Here is an 18556-nt window from a genome sequence, read left to right as displayed (position 1 = left end):
CGGAGTCCGCGCCGCCGGGTGGGCCCGCTGCGGCGCGTGCGGGCCGCCAGGACGCGAACAACGCGTCGCGCTCCGCCGCCGACCGGGGACGTCCTCCGAACTCATTCGGCACGCCGCACCTCCCCCTCGCGCACGTCGAACCGAACCCCCGACAGTTCGGCGGGAACGTCCTCGGCCACGGCCGCGGTCACCAGTACCTGTTCCGCCCCGGCCACCGACCGGGCCAACCGGGCGCGGCGTCGCGCGTCCAGCTCCGCGAAGACGTCGTCCAGGATCAGCACGGGTTCGGCACCATCCTCGGACAGTAGGTGATACGAGGCCAGCCGCAACGCGAGCGCGAACGACCAGGACTCGCCGTGGCTGGCATACCCCTTGGCCGGAGCCTGCCCCAGCACCAGCTCCAGGTCGTCGCGGTGCGGCCCCGACAGCGACACACCGCGCTCCAACTCCTGCTGCCTGGACTCGCCGAGCTGCGTCAGCAGCGCGGCCTCGATCGTGCCGGGATCGGCACGGGGGCCCTCCGGGGTGCCGTACCCCTCGGGCAGTCCCGGGACGCTGCTGCGGTAGGCAGGCTCGGCCACCCGGGAGGCGGGCCCCTCCTCCGCCGGGGACCCGTCCGCCGCGACCTCGGCGTAGCAACGCCTGACGTGCGGAATCAGGTCGGCGACCAGGTCCAACCTGCCCGCCAGGAGATCGGCGCCGTACTTGGCCAGGTGGCCGTCCCAGACCTCCAGGGTGCGCAGGTCGGTCGGATCGACGCTCCGCGCCGCGCCCGCCGACTTCAGCAGCGCGCCGCGCTGCTTGAGCACCTTCTCGTAGTCGGAACGCACCCCCGCGTAGCGCGGGGATCGGGCCACCAGCAGTTCGTCCAGGAAGTCCCGCCGCTGGCCGGGGTCGCCCCGCACCAGCGCCAGGTCCTCCGGGGCGAACAGCACGGTGCGCAGGACGCCGAGGACGTCGCGCGGTTTCGTGGCCGAGCCGCGATTGATCCGCGCGCGGTTGGCCCGCCCCGGGGCGATCTCCAGCTCGACGAGCAGTTCCCTGTCCTGGTTGACCACGGCCGCACGCACCACCGCGCGCTCGGCACCGTGCCTGATCAGCGGGGCGTCGTTGGGCACGCGGTGCGAACCGAGGGTGGCCACGTAGCCGACCGCCTCGACCAGGTTCGTCTTGCCCTGACCGTTGGCGCCGACCAGCGCTGTCGGTCCGGCGTCCAGCGGAAGGTCCACGTGCTGCCAGGACCGGAAATCGGTGAGTTGCAGGTGGCGTACGTACACGACGGTCCTAGGGGCGAGGAGGCACGAACCGGGCGTTGAACGTGGTGGCCGGCAGCGCGACCACCACCAGCGGCTCACTCGCCGTCGCTGGATTGCACCGCGTGACCGCCGAACTGGTTGCGCAGCGCGGCCACCGCCTTCATGGCGGGTGAGTCGTCCTGCCGGGAAGCGAACCTCGCGAACAGCGCGGCGGTGATGGCCGGGGTGGGGACCGCGTGGTTGATGGACTCCTCGACGGTCCAGCGGCCCTCGCCGGAGTCGGTGACGTAGCCCTGCAACTGTTCCAGTTCCGGGTCCTGCTCCATGGCGCGGACCAGCAGGTCCAGCAGCCAGGAGCGCACCACGGTGCCGTGGCTCCAGGCCTTGATCGTGCCCGCGACGTCGGTGACCAGGTCCGATGCCGCGAGCAGTTCGAAGCCCTCGGCGTATGCCTGCATCAGGCCGTACTCGATGCCGTTGTGCACCATCTTGGCGTAGTGGCCCGCGCCGACCGGGCCCGCGTGCACGAAGCCCTTGGCCCGCTCGCCCGCGGGGCGCAGCGTGTCGAAGATCGGCATGGCGCGTTGCACGTCGGCGGTCTCGCCACCCGCCATCAGGCCGTAGCCGTTCTCGGCACCCCAGACGCCGCCGGAAACGCCGACGTCGACGTAGGAGATTCCCGACTCGGCCAGCAACGCCGCGTTGTCCCGGTCGTCGGTGTAGCGCGAGTTGCCGCCCTCGATGACGAGGTCGCCCGCATCGAGCAGCCCCGCCAGTTCCCGGACGGTGCTGCTGGTTGGTTCGCCGTGCGGAACCATGACCCACACGGTGCGCGGCGCGGTGAGCTCGGCCACCATGGCGGTGATCGAGGACGCGTCGGCGACCTGCTGGTCACGGTCGTAGCCCACGACCTCGTGGCCGTCCGCGCGCAACCGCTCGCGCATGTTGTAGCCCATCTTGCCGAGACCGACCAGACCCAGTTGCACCGAAACTCCCTTTCACACACTTCGCTGGCCTCACCCCGACGGAGCACACCGGGGCGGGATCACAGCCACGTCGTCGCAGCCGGCGTCGCACCGCGTTGGGCCGTGTGAACGTGCTGCGTTTTCAGCCCGGCATCCGAACCGGCATGAGCAGGTACAAATACCCGGGCAGCACCTCGCCGTCCTCACCGGCCGGTTTGATCACGGCGGGCCGGCTGGAGGTCGTGAACAGCATGCGGGCCCGGTCCGCCTTCAGCGCGGAGAGCCCGTCCTGCAGGTAGCTCGGGTTGAAGGCGATGGTCAGCGGCTCGCCCTCGAACTCGACCGGGAGTTCCTCCTCGGCGCTGCCCTCGTCGTCACCGCCCGCGGTCAGTCGCAGCGCGTTCTCGGAGAACTCCAGCCGCACCTGGGTACCGCGCTCGGCGACCAGCGAAACACGCTTGATCGCGTCGGCGAGCGTCCCGACGTCGACCACGGCGGAGGTGGCGTACTCGTCGGGCAGCAGCTTGCGGTAGGGCGGGAACTCGGCGTCCAGCAGCCTGGTCGTGCTGCGGCGGGTGGTTCCGGACAGGCCGAGCAGCCCGTCGGAGGAGGCCAGCGACAGTTCCACGGTGGTCCCCGCGCCACCCAGCGTCTTGGCCGACTCGGACAGGGTGCGCGCGGGAACCAGCACCTCGGTGTCCTCGACGGATTCGGTGGGCTGCCAGGTGAGCTCGCGCATCGCGAGCCGGAACCGGTCGGTGGCCACGAGGGTGAGCTGATCGTTGTTGATCTCGATCCGCACGCCGGTGAGCATGGGCAGCGTCTCGTCCTTGCCCGCGGCCACGGCGACCTGGGCCACCGCCGAGCTGAACGAGTCGCCCTGCACCGAGCCCGCGAGCTCGGGCATCCGCGGCAGCTGTGGATAGTCCTCCACAGGCATGGTGGGGAGGCTGAAGCGGGAGCTGCCGCAGGTGATGCTCACCCGGGAACCGTCGACGGTGATCTCGACGGGGCGCTGCGGCAGCGCCTTGGTGATGTCGGCGAGCAGCCTGCCGGATACCAGCGTCTTGCCACCGGTCTCGACCTCGGCGTCCACCCCGACCTGCGCCGAGACCTCGTAGTCGAAACCGGAGATGGTCAGCTTGCCCTCGTCGGCATCCAGCAGCATCCCTCCCAGCACCGGCACCGGCGGGCGTGAGGGCAGGCTACGAGCGACCCAGGCGACAGCATCGGCGAGACCGTCACGTTCCAGACGGATCTTCATGAGTGTCCTTTCGGTTCCGGTTCCACGACGTCTCGGTCGTGGAGAGCCTGGTCGAACGGGATGCGGGTGTGCTGTGCACCGCGAACCGAAGCGGGTACGGCGAATCGTGCTTCGAGCCCCCACCCAGCGCGGCGGAACCGCGGCGGCTCTCGGCCCGATGGGTCTCCCACGGTAGAGCGTGCGCTCTGCGCCCATGACGTGGGTCCGGGGTTTCACGGCTCGTGGAGTCCGGGGCAGCCGAAAAATTGATCTTGACTCGCCGCCCTACTTCGTTTCCCCTCTCTTTAAGAGAAAAACCAAACAACGCAGGCGTAGTAGGGCCTGTGGATATTGGGGACAACCCGGTTTTTCGCTGCTGAGTGGCGCTACCCCGCTGTGGAGAACCTTGTGGGCAACTTGGGGATGAACAAGCGGCACTGTGGACCAATTTGTCCACAAGCCGAGTTGTCCACAGTTGCGGGGTGTTGATCCACAGTCGATCCCCAAGATTTTCGCAGGTTGTCCCCAGTGCTTGTGGATACGCTGTGATCGCTCGATCAGGTTGTGGATAAATCTGTGGACATCTTGTGGGTAACTTGGGGGGTAGCTGTGGGCAAGTTCTCCACTGTTGTGTACAGCTTGTGGGGCGATCGAGCCCTGCTGCTGCGCAGCCTTGGGGATCCCGAAAGCTGTGCACAACCCCACTTCCGAGTGACTTTCGACGGGGTTCGGATGTGGAAATTCACATTTGTGTGATCTTTGCCCGCCCCGGGCACGCAACGTGATCAAGGTTGTGCACGCCCCCGTTTCGTGCACTTCGTCCGATTCGCCGGAAGAGAGCCGCGGAGGTGTCGAGCCACTGGGCCACGGCGGAGAACGGCGGGAAGTTCCCGCGAGATCACCGCGCCGCTGTGGAGAGACCCCGGTACGGGATGTGGACTGGCCAGGGTGGGGGTCGATTTCTCGCGAAATCGATGATCCGGGGACCGTCCTCGGGACGCGGCCATGCGAGTAAGCAGCGTGCGTGTCCCTGGTGAGTGGGTCGGACGCGTGGCGAGGCCGGGCCACTCGCCCATCTCTTCGGTACGGCGCCGAACTCCGACCACCCCCGCAGGTCGAGCCCCCACCACCCGCGCGGTCGGCACCGCCGCGGGTTCTCGCGTGCGGCTCTCGCGAGGACGGCCCCGACGTTGGGTAGATCGCTACCCGATGTCGGGCCTCCCCGGAGCGAGAGCGGTGCGAGAGGTTCCGCCAAGCGCCCCGCTACGCAGCCCGAGCCGACGAAACCCGCTTAGAGGAACGAGGCCTGCTGCTTGATCCTGGCGGTGAGTTCCTGCACGTGGTCGTAGACCCGGCGCCGCTCGGCCATGGCCTTGCGGATCTTCTTGTCGGCGTGCATCACCGTGGTGTGGTCCCGCCCACCGAAACTCTGGCCGATCTTGGGCAGTGAGGAGTCGGTGAGCTCGCGGCACAGGTACATGGCGATCTGTCTCGCCTGGGCGAGCGCCTTGGTCTTGCCCGGCCCGCACAGATCGTCCACCGTCACGCCGAAGAACTCGGCGGTCATGGACATGATGGTCTGCGTGCTGATCTCCGGGGGCTGGGCGTCGTCCGGAATCAGATCGCGCAGCACGATCTCGGCGAGCTGCACGTCCACCGGCTGTTGGTTCAGCGATGCGAACGCGGTCACCCGGATCAGCGCGCCCTCCAGCTCCCGGATGTTGCGCTCGATGCGTGCCGCGATGAACTCCAGCACTTCCGCGGGGGCGGCCAACCGGTCCTGTGCCGCCTTCTTCCGCAGGATCGCGATGCGGGTCTCCAGCTCTGGGGGCTGAATGTCGGTGATCAGTCCCCACTCGAACCGGGTGCGCAGCCGATCCTCCAGCGTGTGCAGGCTCTTCGGCGGGCGGTCGGAGGAGACCACGATCTGCTTGTTCGAGTTGTGCAGCGTGTTGAAGGTGTGGAAGAACTCCTCCTGGGTGCCTTCCTTGCCCTCCAGGAACTGCACGTCGTCCACCAGCAGCACGTCCACATCCCGGTAACGCCGCTGGAAGGCCACCTGCCGGTCGTCCCGCAGCGAGTTGATGAAGTCGTTGGTGAACTCCTCGGTGGAGACGTAGCGCACCCGCATCCCGGGGAAGAGCCGCTGGGTGTAGTGGCCGACCGCGTGCAGCAGGTGGGTTTTGCCCAGTCCGGACTCGCCCCAGATGAACAGCGGGTTGTAGGCGCGCGCGGGTGCTTCCGCCCCGGCGACGGCTGCCGCGTGCGCGAACCTGTTGGAGGAGCCGATCACGAAGGTGTCGAAGGTGTACTTCGCGTTCAACCGGGTCTGGGAGGTCGGGGGCCCGTTCTTCGGTGCCGTGTAGGGCTGCCCCTGTTGCTGCTCCGGTTTGTTGTCCCCGCCGAAGGTCGGCCAGATCTCGTTGGCCGCCCGCAGGGCCTCCCCCTCCTCGTCCTCCTCCGGTTCGGAGTCGTTCTCGCCGTCGGCGTGCTGTTCCCCCGCCCGGTACTGCGGACCGAACGGCAGGGGTGTCATGCCCTGCCAGGAGTAGTCCGAACCCGTGTTTCCGGGGCGGTGCTGCTCCGGTGGAGCAGGGGGAAGCGCCCCGCTGATCGAACCCGTGTGGGCGGTGTTGCCGTAGTCCTCGGTCTCGTGCGTGGTGTGGGGGCGTTGCCGGTGCTCGCTCGGCCTCCCGTGCCACCCCTGCGCCTCGTCCGTGGGGATGTAGCCCACCGGCCCGTTTCCCGGTGGAGCGCCGTAGCCGGTCTCGTAGGGCAGCTCGACTTGGCCGAACTGCCACCGGCCCTCGTCGACGGGGTCCGGCTCGGGCTCCGGCTCGGCATCGATCGAGCCGGGGACGTCCTCGCCGTCCTCCTCGCCCATGGACTGCGGCGTGACGGGGCGCGTGGGGGCGGGCACGGCGGTGTCCACTTTCACGGCCAGCGAGATCTCTCGGCCGAGCCTGCGCGAGAGCGCGTCGGTTATCGGGTCCCGCAGGGCGCGCTCGATGGCCTCTTTCGCGAAGTCGCTGGGGGCCGCCAGCAGGGCGGTCCCGTCCAGCAGACCGATGGGACGCGTCACGCGCATCCACGCGCGTTGTTGGGGTGAGAGCGTTCCCGAGGACAGCTCGTGCACCACCTCGTCCCAGACCCTGCCGAGATCTGCTTGGTGGTCCGACACCGCTGAGCTCCCCTCCCCTCGTTGCCGTGGGACTCCGGATGCCCCGGTGGCGGGCTCGTGAGTTCCGCTCGGCCGGTTCCGGGTCGAATCACCTGTGCACGACAAGGTGGAAACAAGGTATCCACAGAGTTGTCCACAGCTCTGCCGAAGGTACGACAGAGCCGGCGGCCCGTGACTGTCGGGGGCGTCCGCGGCGCTCCACCAGCCCTTCGGGGGCGGCCTTGATCGGCTTCGGAAACCTCCGGCGCTACCCTGGTGGCGGTGTCCGTCCCGTCGTTGACCGGCACCCCGGCTGCTCGACTCGGCGTTCGAGTAAGTACCCTCGTTGAGTCTCCCGCTGTAATGCGGGCGTTCGGTTGTTGCGTCGGTCGCGAAATCCGACCCGGCGCCCAACCCGGTTCGTCCGCACGGCATCGTGCGCGTACGACAGGAGTGCGTGCGCCTGCCGCGGATGAAGCTTCAAAGCCGCTTCCGCTTTCCCAGCGCGGGGACACTTGACCGAGCCACAGCGGCCATCTTGTGCCTTGTAAGGCGCATGGTTGGCCTGTAGTAACCGGGAGAGCCGACCGTGAGCAAGGGCAAGCGCACCTACCAGCCGAACAACCGCAAACGGGCCAGGACGCATGGTTTCCGGCAGCGGATGCACACCAGGGCCGGCCGCGCCATCGTGACCGCCCGGCGCCGCAGGGGCCGTAAGCGTCTGACCGCCTGATCGGGACGGGCCGTGCTTCCAGCGGCCGCGCGGCTCAGGCGCAGCCAGGATTTCACCCGGGTCGTACGTCGTGGACGTCGAGCGGGCAGGCCACGTCTCGTGCTGCACGCGTTGACGTGCGGGGCGGTGGATGCCGAACCGGCCGTGAAGTCCCGGGCTGCCGGCGATGCCGTCGCTGAACCCGACGACGAGAACAAGCGCGGAACATCCGACAGTCCGCCCACCCTGGAAAAGCGGGAGCAGCCCAGGGTGGGTTTCGTCGTAAGCAAGGCCGTCGGCAACGCGGTGGTCCGGCACCGGGTGTCGCGACAGCTGCGCCATCTGATGCGTGACCGCCTTCCGGCACTGCCCTCGGGCACAATGGTGGTGGTACGAGCGCTGCCGCCGGCGGCAGCGGCCACCAGTGCGGAACTCGGCCGGGACCTGGACAAGGCCGCTCGCAGGTTGGGCCTGCCGGTGCCGGGTGATCACCCGGACGGTGGTGTCCACTCCACCACGGATCCCTCGTAATGGCAGAGCAAGATCCCGGTTCGTCCGATGACTCGGCAACGGCTCCCGTGACTCGCCCGGGGCCGCTCGCCTGGCTGCTCTCGTTGCCGATCCACGTCTACCGCAAGGTCGTATCACCGATACTTCCGCCCACCTGCCGGTTCTATCCGAGCTGTAGTGCCTATGCCGTGGAGGCGCTGCGGGTTCACGGGGCTCTCCGGGGCGGTTGGCTGACGCTGTGGCGACTGCTGCGTTGTGGTCCCTGGCACCCGGGCGGGATAGATCCGGTTCCACCGCCCCGTGACACGCGTCGCGCCACAGATCCTTCCACCGGCGAGGAGTAGCCTTTCAAGTGCTGGACTTCATCAATTACCCGGTCTCGTTCATCCTGTGGCTGTGGCATGCCGTGTTCGGGGCGCTGCTCGGTCCGGACAGTGGTTTCGCCTGGGCACTTTCCGTGATGTTCCTGGTGTTCACGTTGCGGGCCCTGCTGTACAAGCCCTTCGTGCACCAGGTCCGCTCCATGCGCAAGATGCAGGAGGTCGCGCCGCGGATACAGCAGTTGCAGCGGGACCACCCGGACGATCCGCAGCGTCTCACCGCCGAGATGCGCAAGCTGCAGTCCGAGCAGGGGTTCAATCCGCTGGGTGGCTGCCTGCCCATGATCGTGCAGATTCCGGTCTTCATCGGGTTGTTCCGTGTGCTCAACGGTTTCCGGCCGAACGAGGAGAGCAACTACTTCTTCGGCGCGGAGGGGGTGCGCTCCTTCCTCGACGCCCACTTGTTCGGAGCGAGTCTTTCCGGCACGCTCACGGCTCCTGCCGAGGCACTGCGCGCCTTCGGAACCGACCGGGCCTCGATGCTGTCGGTCGGAGTGCCGTTGATGATCGCGGCGGGGGTCGCCACGCATTTCACCACCAGACATTCGATAGCCAGACAGCGTGGCGAACGCGCTCCCGCGGCCGCTCCGAACCAGCAGGCGATGATGAATCGGATCATGCTGTGGCTCTTTCCGGCGTTCGCCGTGATAGCGGGCCCGTTCCTGCCGTTGGCGATCCTGCTGTACTGGTTGGCGAACAACTTCTGGACCCTCGGGCAGCAGCGTATCGTGTTTCGACGTATCGACGAGGAAGAAGCACAGCGGCAGCAGACGCCGGACGCGGCGCCCGCGGTGATCGATTCCTCGGCAGGCGAGCGTGCGGAGTCCCACGCTCGACCTGAAGACGACGAGCGAGCCGAATTGCCCGGAATACCGGAAGACCGTTCCAGCGACACGGACAAGCCGGACGAGCACCGGTGAGTCCGTACGCACCTCCAGAGAGGAGACACCCAGTGTCCGATACCGTGCAGGAGGCCGGCCAGGACGAGCAGTCCGAGGCAGTCGGTGGTTCCGAACAGGCCACTGATCGGGACAGTGGATCGACGTCCAGAAACGAAGCCGATCTGGTGCGCGAAGGCGACATCGCCGGTGACTACCTGGAACGGCTGTTGGACTTGCTCGACTACGACGGCGACATCGATCTGGATGTGGAGTCGGGGCGTGCCGTGGTGAGCGTGGAAGGCGGCAAGGACCTCGAAAAGCTCGTCGGTTCGCAGGGCGAGGTGCTCGAAGCCGTGCAGGAGCTCACCCGACTGGCCGTGCAGCAGGAAACCGGGGTGCGTAGCAGGCTGATGCTCGACATCGCCGGTTGGCGCGCGAACCGGCGCGACGAACTCAGTGATCTCGGCCGCCGAACGGCCGAGAAGGTCGCGAGTACCGGTAAGACCCAGCGGCTGCGCCCGATGAGTCCGTTCGAACGCAAGGTGGTGCACGACGCGGTCGCCGCCGTGTCGGGAGTCAGCAGCGAGGGCGAGGGGGAACCGCCCAGTAGGCGTGTGGTCGTTTACCGGGCCGGGTGATTCCCCGGCGTGTGGTCGTTCCGGCGGGAACGGTTCGTTGTCATGCTGCCCCTGTGACACCGCGTCACAGGGGCAGCGTTGTGTTCGGCGGCGTGCCGCGTTGTGCCGTGGGGCGGCGCACCGCGCGGGGGCGTGCTCGCCCGGCGCGTTTCACGTGAAACAGCGTGGCGGCCTCGCTCGTGGGGTTGGTGTACGGGTGGATCCGGGCCGCTGTCCGAGGTGTGCGACGTGCTCGTTCGGCGGGATGTCACCCGTGACGGGTGAGAGATATTCGTTTTTCGTGGGTGGCTGCGGTGGAGCCTGCCTTCGGGGCATGTTTCACGTGAAACAACTCTATGATGAACGGGATCGAAGTCGGGGCAGTGAAGAGGCGGATTGTTGGACGACGAGAGTCCGGCCGGGCGGTTCCCGGCCGAGAATGATGCGGGTGAAGCTGTGCGAGGGACCGAGGGAATGTCACCGGAGCGGATGATTTTCGGTGATCGGGCGTCGTTGGCGACCGAGTTCGCGGAACGCCTCTTGACGGATGGCGTGCAACGTGGCTTGATCGGTCCGAGAGAGGGAGACCGGCTCTGGGAACGCCACATCTACAACTCGGCGGTGCTGCGGGAGTTGTTGCCACGTGAAGCCACGGTGGTCGATGTCGGCTCCGGGGCGGGGCTGCCCGGTATACCGCTCGCGATCGCTCGTCCCGATCTGACCGTCACATTGCTGGAACCGATGGCGCGTCGGGTCGCGTGGCTGGAGGAACTGTCGGATGATCTGGAACTGCCCGTGACGGTGGTGCGGGGACGAGCGGAGGAAAAGCCGATACGTGCCCGGCTGCACGATCAGGACTTCGTGGTTGCCCGGGCGGTGAGTTCGTTGGAGCGGCTCGCCGAATGGTGTCTGCCGCTGCTGCGTTCGGGCGGCCGGCTGCTCGCGCAGAAAGGTGCCAGTGCGTCCGAGGAGTTGGAGCGTGATCGTGCCGCGATAGCACGCCGTGGTGGCGTGTCGGCCGAGGTGCGCCATTGCGGAGCGGATGTGCTGGAGACTCCGGCCAATGTCGTCGTGGTGCGGCGTTCGGATGCGGCTCCGTCGCGTTCCGCCGGCTCCGGAAAGCGAGCTCGTGGGGCGGGGACGCCTCGGCCGGACAAACGGCGAAACAGAAAGGAACGGTGACGGTGACCCCGGAATCGAACCAGACCGATGGTGTTTCACGTGAAACAAAGGGTCGTTCCATGGGTGGGATGCGTTTCCCCGCCGTGGCGGGCGAGGGAGCGCAGGCGGAGGAACCGGGTTCCGATTGGAGCGCCTGGACCCCTCTCGTGGAGGAGGCGAAACGGAGCACCTCCTCCCCCGCGCCGGAATCGACCCGGCTGCCCAAACCCGATCAGCGCCGGATCATGACCGTCGCCAACCAGAAGGGCGGCGTGGGAAAGACGACCAGCACGGTCAACCTGGCCACCGCGTTGGCAGTGCAGGGGCTGCGGGTTCTGGTAATAGATCTCGACCCGCAGGGCAATGCCAGTACCGCGCTCGGGGTCGATCACCAGGCCGGGGTTCCCTCGGTCTACCAACTGCTGCTCGGTGAGATCGGCGTGGCGGATGCCGCCGCCACCAGTACGCAGTCGGAGAACCTCAGCTGTGTGCCCGCCACCATCGATCTGGCAGGGGCGGAAGTCGAACTCGTCACGATGGTCGCTCGCGAGGCGAGACTGCGCGAGGCGCTGCGACCGGCGGTACTCGACGAGTTGGACTACGACTACGTCTTCATCGACTGCCCACCTTCGTTGGGACTGCTCACGGTGAACGCGCTGGTGGGCGCGCACGAAGTGGTGATTCCGATCCAGTGCGAGTACTACGCGCTGGAGGGGTTGGGGCAACTGATCAACAATATCGAGCTGGTGCAGTCGTATCTCAACCCCGGTCTCAACGTCTCCACCGTGTTGCTGACCATGTACGACGGGCGCACGAAGCTGGCCGAACAGGTTACCGAGGAAGTTCGTAACTACTTCGGAGAGCGGGCGCTGCGAACCGTCATCCCCCGTAGCGTCAAGATTTCCGAAGCTCCCGGCTTCGGGCAAACCGTGCTGAGTTACGACCCCGGATCGCGGGGTTCCATGAGTTATTTGGATGCTGCTCGTGAGATCGCCGAGCGCGGTACGGAGAGGAAGACGTCATGACCGAGCGTCGTGGTGGTTTGGGGCGCGGACTGGCCGCACTCATTCCGAGTGCTCCGGAATCGGAGGCACCACGGGAAGGGGAGAATTTCGACACGGTGACGCTTCCGGGGGGAACCGACTCCACTCCCCCGCCCGGCGGCTCCGCCGTGGAACCCGTTGTTTCACGTGAAACGAGCGAGGGCGTCGCCGGAGCCGTCTACCGCGAGGTCGAGATCTCGGCGATAGTTCCCAACCCACGACAGCCGCGCCAGGTCTTCGACGAGGACGCGCTCGCCGAGCTGGAACACTCCATCAAGGAGTTCGGGCTCATGCAGCCGATCGTGGTGCGTGAGCTCGATGGTGGCGAGCAGTACGAACTCATCATGGGAGAGCGCCGTTGGCGAGCGGCGCAGCAGGCCGAACTGGCCACACTTCCCGCGATCGTCCGACAGACCAAGGACGACGCGTTGTTGCGGGACGCGTTGCTGGAGAACATCCACCGGGTGCAGCTCAACCCGCTGGAGGAAGCATCCGCGTATCAGCAGTTGCTGGAGGAGTTCGAGGTCACCCACGACGAACTGGCCGACCGCATCGGGCGCAGCAGACCCGTGATCACCAATATGATTCGTCTGCTGCGGCTGCCGTTGCCCGTGCAACGTCGAGTCGCCGCCGGAGTGCTCGCAGCCGGCCACGCCCGGGCGCTGCTCAGTCTGGACGACGCACAGGCCCAGGAGGAGATCGCCAATCGCATCGTGGCGGAAGGGCTGTCGGTACGTGCCGCCGAGGAGCAGGTGACGCTCAAGAAGCGGGAACAACCCGAGAAGCCGAAGTCCAAGCAACGTCCCAAGATGGAGCTCGCGGGAGCCGAGGAAGTGCAGGAACGCCTCGCCGACTGGCTGGACACCAAGGTGAAGGTCGAGTCCGGGCAGCGGAAGGGACGCATCGTCGTGGAGTTCGGTTCCTCCGACGATCTGCGCAGACTCACGGAACTTCTGTTGGGTGACTAATTGTCGGCGGCTCGGTTTGCCTGGCGGTGTGGGTGGCGGAACCTCTCGCGCGGCTCTCGCTGCGGGGCCGGCGACATCGGGTAGCGACCTACACAACGTCTCCGGCGTCCTCGCGAGAGCCGCACGGGAGAACCCGCAGCGGCGCCGATTACGAGGGTAGTTGGGCTCGGCCTGCGGACACTCGCACTGCGACACACCTGGTCGCTTCCCGACGGGGGTGTCGGAGCGGCGTGAATTTCGTGGGAAATTTACGCAGTCTGAGCCGCATGGTGGTGACTGTGGTTCGTCGTGGTGGTTTCCACTGCGGGGCGAAGGTACCGCACAGCGGGGCAGTGCGGCCACTGCCCCGGCGCGCTCCAACCACGGGCGGACTCAAAGGTCCCCTTGGGCCGACATGGTTCCGTCACGGTGACGTTCTGTTTCGGACGGTGCTCCCGTAGCCGGAACCATGGCCAGCGTTTCACGTGAAACGAAGCGAGGTCGACGCCGCTAGTTCCGTCCTTCGATCGCCCGTTCGATCAGCCCGTCGAAGACGTCCCCGAGTCCCCGTCCGGCAGCCTCGATCCCCATCGGCATCAGCGAGGTCGCGGTCAGGCCGGGCGAAACGTTCACTTCGAGGAAGTGGACCTCGCCGGATTCGTCCACGATCGCGTCCGTGCGCGAGATGTCGCGCAGTCCCAACAGGCGATGCGCGGAGACCGCCAGCTCGGCCGCCCGGCGAGCCACTCCCTCGGGGAGCTCGGCGGGAGCCTGATAGCTCGTCAACCCCGCCGTGTAACGCGCGGTGTAGTCGAAGATCCCCTTCGACGGTTCGATTCGTACGGCCGGGAGCGCGTGTGGCCCCGCGGAGTCCTCCAGCACCCCGATCGCCAGCTCGGTGCCCTCCACCAGCTTCTCGACCAGGACCGTGTCGCCGTAGGAGAACGCCCCCATCATCGCGGAGGGCAGCTCCGCGGACTCCCGCACCACTCGTGCCCCCAGGGCGGAGCCGCCCTGCACCGGTTTGAGCATCAGCGGGAGACCGATCTTGTCCACCAGGGCGTCCAACACCGGATGGGCGCCGAGCTCGCGGAAGGTGGACTGCGGCAGCACCATCCACTCGGGAGTGGGCAACCCCGCCCTGGCGAGTTCGGCCTTGGCCGTCGGTTTGTCCCAGGCCCGGCGGCAGGCCCGCGGATCGGTGCCCACATAGGGAATGTCGAGCAGCTCCAGGATGGACTGGATCGCGCCGTTCTCCCCTTCTCCGCCGTGTAACGCGACCAGCACCGCCTCCGGCCGCTCGATGCTCAGGCGGTTGAGCAGCTCGTGGTCGGCGTCCAGCTCGGTCACGGTGAGCCCGGTGGAACGAAGTGCGGCGGACAGTCTGCGGCCGGAACGCAGCGAGACGTCGCGCTCGTGCGACAGCCCTCCGGAAAGTACGGCAACCCAGCGATCGCTCAAGTGGACTCCTGCATGACGAAGTCCGTCACACCCGACCGAGCGTGACGGACTTACCGGATCAGTACGAAAAACCTACCCGGACGACGTTATGCGGTTCGGCAACCGGCCGGTAGGGCCGCCCCGCACGGGCTCAGCGCGCTTGCCGGGGTTTGTGCGGCCCCAACCGGGAACGCCGTGCGGGTTCCACCGAAGATCAGGCGGTGTCCGGTGAGGGGGTCTGCGGCCCGGAGAGTTCGCGTCCGCCACCGGAACCGAAGGTTCGCAGCAGGTCCAGCTCCTCGTTGAGCGTGTTGGCCAGCCTGCGAACGCCCTCGTGAATCCGCTCCGGGGTGGGATAGCAGAACGACAGCCGCATCTGCCTGGTTCCCAGGCCGTCCCGGTAGAAACCGGTCCCGGAGGCGTAGGCCACCCGCTGGGTGACCGCGCGCGGCAGCATCGCCTTGGTGTCCACCCCCTCCGGTGCGGTGAACCACACGAAGAAACCGCCGTCGGGGCGGGTCCAGTCGCAGCCCGCGGGCATGTGCTGCTCCAGCGCGTTGAGCATGGCGTCACGGCGTTCCCGGTACTGCTCCCGGAAGCTCTTGATCTGTCCCAACCAGTCGTGCGTGCTCAGGTAGCGCGAGACGATCATCTGGTTCAGCGTCGGGGGGCACAGCGTCGCCGACTCGGCGGCGAGCACGAGTTTCTCCCGGACGGCGTGCGGGGCCAGCACCCAGCCGACCCGGAGTCCGGATGCGAAGGTCTTGGAGAACGAGCCCAGGTACACTACGTTGTCGGGATCCAGCGAGCGCAGCGACGAGTAGGTCTGCCCCTCGAAACCGAGCAGTCCGTAGGGGTTGTCCTCCAACACCATGATGCCGTGTCGGGAACAGATCTCCAGGATCTCCGGGCGTCGCTGCTCCGCCAGCGTGACGCCCGCGGGGTTGTGGAAGTTCGGGATGGTGTAGAGGAACTTGATGCTCCTGCCCTGCTCGTGGAGTTCCTCGATGGCGGCGCGCAGCGCGTCCGGCTGCAGCCCGTGCTCGTCCATCGCCACGTGCACCACATCGGCCTGATAGGTGGAGAACGCGCCCATGGCGCCGACGTAGGAGGGCCCCTCGGCCAGTACCACGTCGCCCGGGTCGCAGAAGATCCTGGTGACCAGGTCCAGCGCCATCTGCGAGCCCACGGTGACCATGACGTCGTCCGGCTGGCCCGAGATGCCCTCGAGTGCCATGATCTCGCAGATCTGCTCGCGCAACTCCGGAACGCCGTGTGCGGAGCCGTACTGCAGCGCCGCCTGGCCCTGCTCGGCGATCAGCCGGGCCACTTCCTCGGACAGCGAGTCCAGCGGCAGCGCCGCCAGGTTGGGCATGCCACCGGCCAGCGATACCACTTCCGGTCTGCTGGCCACCGCGAAGAGTGCCCTGATCTCCGATGCCGTCATCCCCGCCGTGCGCTCGGCATACCGTGCGGAGTGAGTGTCGAGGTTGCCCATCGCCGCTCCTGTCGCGGGAGCCGGCGTGCCGGTTTCTTCCGGTTCGGATTGCTCGTTCGGCTGGTTCGAATGATCGGACATTCCGCGCTCCAGGGTCGGTGGTGCGCCGTGTGATCGGCACCGGTCACGGGGAAGCGGGACCGGATTTGATCCGGCGATTCTAACCGGTTCATCGTGTGACGTTCGCGGTTGTGTAACGTCCGCCTCGTGCCATCCTGGCCAACAGTGAGCAAAATCACTAGTTGAGGGCTTTCGGTGGGCTCCCGGAAGTGCTTGACCGGGCGTGCCGAACGCGCCGTCGCGGGCCGCGAATGTCCCACGGCGGAGGTGATTTCCGAGAACACTCCTCGTGCCGTGCGAGAACCGCTCTCGGAAACATCCCCGATGTTCCCCGGGTCGGACGCGTGTTCAGGCGCCCTCGGCGCGGGTGAGTTCGTAGCGCAGCAGATCGTCGAAGGTGAACGAGCCGGTGGGCCGGTCGTCCTCGCCCAGCAGGTAGAGCCGTTTGACGGCGACGAGCACCGCCTCGGCCACCACGTCGCGGAAGCCGGGATCCAACAGCCGCGCCTGGTCCTCCGGGTTGCTCAGGTATCCGGCTTCGATGCGCACGGCGGGCATTTTCGTCCAGCGCAGGACTTCCCAGCTCTTCGGGTGGCTGCGGCAGTCCAGCATGGCGGTGCGCGCCACCACTTCGCGCTGCAGGAAACCGGCGAGCGCCTCCCCCACGTTCGACGTGGTGCCGTTGCCGGTGCCGAAGTGGAAGGTGGCGACCCCTTGTGCCTGTGGTGAGCGATTGGAGTCCACGTGCAGCGACAGGAACAGGTCCGCGCCGGCCTCGTTCGCGAACGAGGCCCGGTCGGCCTCGGCGGGGCACGAGTTGGGGCCTCGGGAGATCAGCGCCTCCATGCCGGTGGCGACCATGCGGCCCTCGATCCTGCGGGCGAAGTCCCAGGCCAGATCGGCCTCGGCGACACCGTTGACCACCGCTCCCCGATCGTTTCCGCCGTGTCCGGGGTCGATGACGATGCGTTTGCCACGCAGGCGTGGTCCCGCTCGCCGCACCTTCTCCTGTTCCCGCAGGTAGACCGGGCGTCCGCCGCGAACCTTCGGGGTCAGCTGTCGCAGCGAACGCAGGGTGGCGGGCCCACAGATACCGTCCGAGTTCAGCGCGTACTCGCGCTGGAAGTTCTGCAGCGCGTGCTCGGTCTGCCTGCCGAAGATCCCGTCCGGGCGGCCGGCGTCGTAACCCAGTTCGAGCAGCCTCTCCTGCAGGGCGAACACGTCGTCACCACTGATGGGACGGGACACGAAGTAGGCGAGCGAACGATCGCCCAGCCGCCACTTGGCGTCGGTGAGCGCTCGGTAGGTGGCCGGGCCGACGACCCCGTCGGTTATCAGACCTCGTTGCTGTTGAAAGGCGCGTACCGCGTGTTCCACCGACGCGTCGTAGGTGGCCGGGCCCCCGTGGCCGTTCGGTGGTGGTAAGAGCCCCAGCGTAACGAGAACGCCATGGATCTCGGTTACAGCCGGGCCGATGTCACCGCGGTGGAGCAGCTGCATGCACCCCTCGCTCGATTCAGGCACCGACCTCGGCCGGTGCTAACGACGTGTCATTACCCCCAAGTATCAGTTTATTCCGATGCGGTCCGCTGCGAAGTATTGTGCCTTGTCGCTGTAGCGCGTGGGCTATGGGCCGCACCGTCGCCGCTTCGGCACGTTCCGCTAGCCTGGTCGGCCCCGATCGTTGACCGTTCGAACGCGAGATCCCACCGTCCCGCGGGACGGTGGGATCTCGGCGAGCTGCCACTCGGGCTTCGTCGCCCGAGTGCGCGAGGTGTGGTCACCCGTCACAGATAGTCGGAGATGTCCGAGAGCAACTGGTCCTTCGGCTTGGCACCGACGATCTGCTTGACCGGTTCCCCGTTGGAGAACAGCAGCAGGGTGGGAATCGACATCACCTGGTAGTCACGGGCGACGCCGGGGTTCTGGTCGATGTCCAGCTTGGCGACGGTGATCTTGTCCTCGTGCTCCGAGGCGATCTCCTCCAGGACCGGGGCCACCATCTTGCAGGGGCCGCACCAGGTGGCCCAGAAGTCCACCAGGACGGGCTTGTCGCTGTTGAGGACGTCGTTCTTGAACGACTCCGAATCGACGGTAACCGGCTTGGCTGCCATGTTCGCTCCTTGTTCGGTGCTCTGGTCGGTACGGGGGTGATCACCGGCCCGCCCCCCCCCCCGGGCGTCCCGGCGCCGTGCGGGGTTCGGCTCGGTGTCGCTCGCGGCCTTTCAGTGAGCTGCCGCGGTGTCGGCTTCGGTGGCGGCTCCGTAGCCACCGCCGACGAGTTCCGGTGCGACCTCGGCCGCCTCGGAGGCTTCGTGTTCGGCCAGCCAACGCTCCGCGTCGATGGCCGCCGAGCAACCCGAACCGGCAGCCGTGACAGCCTGCCGGTACGTCTTGTCCACCAGGTCACCCGCGGCGAACACACCCGGGATGTTGGTGGCGGTGGAGGGATGCCGCACCTGCACGTAGCCCTCCTCGTCCACCTCGACCTGGTCGGTGACGAGCTTGCTCCGCGGATCGTGCCCGATCGCGACGAACATGCCCGTCACCGGCAGCTGCGACTCCTGCCCGGTCACGGTGTCACGCACGGTCAGCCCGGAGACGGTCCCGTCCCCGTTGACCTCGGTGACCACGGTGTTCGTGCGCCAGTGGATCTTGTCGTTGGCCCGTGCGCGTTCCAGCA

The 18556-nt window shown here is 67.4% G+C and carries 17 protein-coding genes; 8 read left to right on the top strand and 9 right to left on the bottom strand.

All coding sequences use genetic code 11. The features are described 5' to 3' along the window. Positions 1 to 101: 101 nt before the first annotated feature. The 4 genes from recF to dnaA form a co-directional block, all read right to left on the bottom strand. The gene (recF, locus tag BLR41_RS10920; protein ID WP_092627952.1) at positions 102 to 1277 is read right to left on the bottom strand and encodes a DNA replication/repair protein RecF; all 1176 of its coding nucleotides are present in this window, start codon (positions 1275 to 1277) and stop codon (positions 102 to 104) included. Positions 1278 to 1351: 74 nt separating this feature from the next. Continuing rightward, positions 1352 to 2242 (bottom strand): phosphogluconate dehydrogenase (NAD(+)-dependent, decarboxylating), encoded by an 891-nt coding sequence (gnd, locus tag BLR41_RS10915; RefSeq protein ID WP_092627951.1) that lies wholly within the window; start codon positions 2240 to 2242, stop codon positions 1352 to 1354. 121 nt (positions 2243 to 2363) lie between these two features. After that, the gene (dnaN, locus tag BLR41_RS10910) at positions 2364 to 3485 is read right to left on the bottom strand and encodes a DNA polymerase III subunit beta (RefSeq protein WP_092627950.1); all 1122 of its coding nucleotides are present in this window, start codon (positions 3483 to 3485) and stop codon (positions 2364 to 2366) included. Between the two features lie 1270 nt (positions 3486 to 4755). Next, positions 4756 to 6645: a chromosomal replication initiator protein DnaA gene (gene dnaA, locus BLR41_RS10900; protein ID WP_092627948.1), complete on the bottom strand. Its 1890-nt coding sequence runs from the start codon at positions 6643 to 6645 to the stop codon at positions 4756 to 4758. Positions 6646 to 7213: 568 nt separating this feature from the next. Between dnaA and rpmH the strand changes: the two genes are divergently transcribed. The 8 genes from rpmH to BLR41_RS10860 all read left to right on the top strand — a co-directional run bounded on the left by rpmH (position 7214) and on the right by BLR41_RS10860 (position 12896). Beyond that, positions 7214 to 7357 (top strand): 50S ribosomal protein L34, encoded by a 144-nt coding sequence (gene rpmH / locus BLR41_RS10895; protein WP_092627947.1) that lies wholly within the window; start codon positions 7214 to 7216, stop codon positions 7355 to 7357. A gap of 12 nt (positions 7358 to 7369) precedes the next feature. Next, positions 7370 to 7867, top strand: coding sequence for a ribonuclease P protein component (gene rnpA / locus BLR41_RS10890; protein WP_092627946.1), 498 nt, complete (start codon positions 7370 to 7372; stop codon positions 7865 to 7867). Then, positions 7867 to 8190: a membrane protein insertion efficiency factor YidD gene (gene yidD, locus BLR41_RS10885; protein ID WP_092627945.1), complete on the top strand. Its 324-nt coding sequence runs from the start codon at positions 7867 to 7869 to the stop codon at positions 8188 to 8190. The genes rnpA and yidD overlap by 1 nt, the downstream gene beginning before the upstream one ends. Before the next feature lie 8 nt (positions 8191 to 8198). Continuing rightward, positions 8199 to 9146 carry a membrane protein insertase YidC gene (gene yidC, locus BLR41_RS10880; protein ID WP_092627944.1) on the top strand — a complete coding sequence of 316 codons (948 nt, stop codon included), beginning with the start codon at positions 8199 to 8201 and terminating at the stop codon, positions 9144 to 9146. Positions 9147 to 9178: 32 nt separating this feature from the next. Beyond that, positions 9179 to 9745: a Jag family protein gene (locus BLR41_RS10875; RefSeq protein WP_092627943.1), complete on the top strand. Its 567-nt coding sequence runs from the start codon at positions 9179 to 9181 to the stop codon at positions 9743 to 9745. A gap of 453 nt (positions 9746 to 10198) precedes the next feature. After that, positions 10199 to 10906, top strand: coding sequence for a 16S rRNA (guanine(527)-N(7))-methyltransferase RsmG (gene rsmG, locus BLR41_RS10870; RefSeq protein ID WP_092628295.1), 708 nt, complete (start codon positions 10199 to 10201; stop codon positions 10904 to 10906). 68 nt (positions 10907 to 10974) lie between these two features. Further along, positions 10975 to 11910 (top strand): ParA family protein, encoded by a 936-nt coding sequence (locus tag BLR41_RS10865; RefSeq protein WP_092628293.1) that lies wholly within the window; start codon positions 10975 to 10977, stop codon positions 11908 to 11910. Then, positions 11907 to 12896 (top strand): ParB/RepB/Spo0J family partition protein, encoded by a 990-nt coding sequence (locus BLR41_RS10860; protein ID WP_092627942.1) that lies wholly within the window; start codon positions 11907 to 11909, stop codon positions 12894 to 12896. The genes BLR41_RS10865 and BLR41_RS10860 overlap by 4 nt, the downstream gene beginning before the upstream one ends. 489 nt (positions 12897 to 13385) lie before the next feature. Here the strand turns inward: BLR41_RS10860 and BLR41_RS10855 are convergent, their stop codons facing one another. The 5 genes from BLR41_RS10855 to BLR41_RS10835 form a co-directional block, all read right to left on the bottom strand. Then, positions 13386 to 14336, bottom strand: a complete 951-nt coding sequence (locus BLR41_RS10855) for a D-alanine--D-alanine ligase family protein (protein ID WP_092627941.1) — start codon at positions 14334 to 14336, stop codon at positions 13386 to 13388. A gap of 193 nt (positions 14337 to 14529) precedes the next feature. Continuing rightward, positions 14530 to 15813, bottom strand: coding sequence for an aminotransferase-like domain-containing protein (locus BLR41_RS10850; RefSeq protein ID WP_342745362.1), 1284 nt, complete (start codon positions 15811 to 15813; stop codon positions 14530 to 14532). A gap of 408 nt (positions 15814 to 16221) precedes the next feature. Then, positions 16222 to 17373: an N-acetylmuramoyl-L-alanine amidase gene (locus tag BLR41_RS10845; protein WP_092627939.1), complete on the bottom strand. Its 1152-nt coding sequence runs from the start codon at positions 17371 to 17373 to the stop codon at positions 16222 to 16224. 287 nt (positions 17374 to 17660) lie between these two features. Continuing rightward, positions 17661 to 17987 (bottom strand): thioredoxin, encoded by a 327-nt coding sequence (gene trxA, locus BLR41_RS10840; protein WP_092627938.1) that lies wholly within the window; start codon positions 17985 to 17987, stop codon positions 17661 to 17663. A gap of 111 nt (positions 17988 to 18098) precedes the next feature. Next, positions 18099 to 18556: NAD(P)/FAD-dependent oxidoreductase (locus tag BLR41_RS10835; protein WP_176797945.1), on the bottom strand; the 458-nt coding region annotated here is incomplete at its 5' end.

Source organism: Actinopolyspora mzabensis (assembly GCF_900101095.1).
Lineage (GTDB): Bacteria > Actinomycetota > Actinomycetes > Mycobacteriales > Pseudonocardiaceae > Actinopolyspora > Actinopolyspora mzabensis.
Note: the sequence above shows the minus strand (reverse complement) of the source record. Positions and strands in the feature narration are given on the sequence as shown.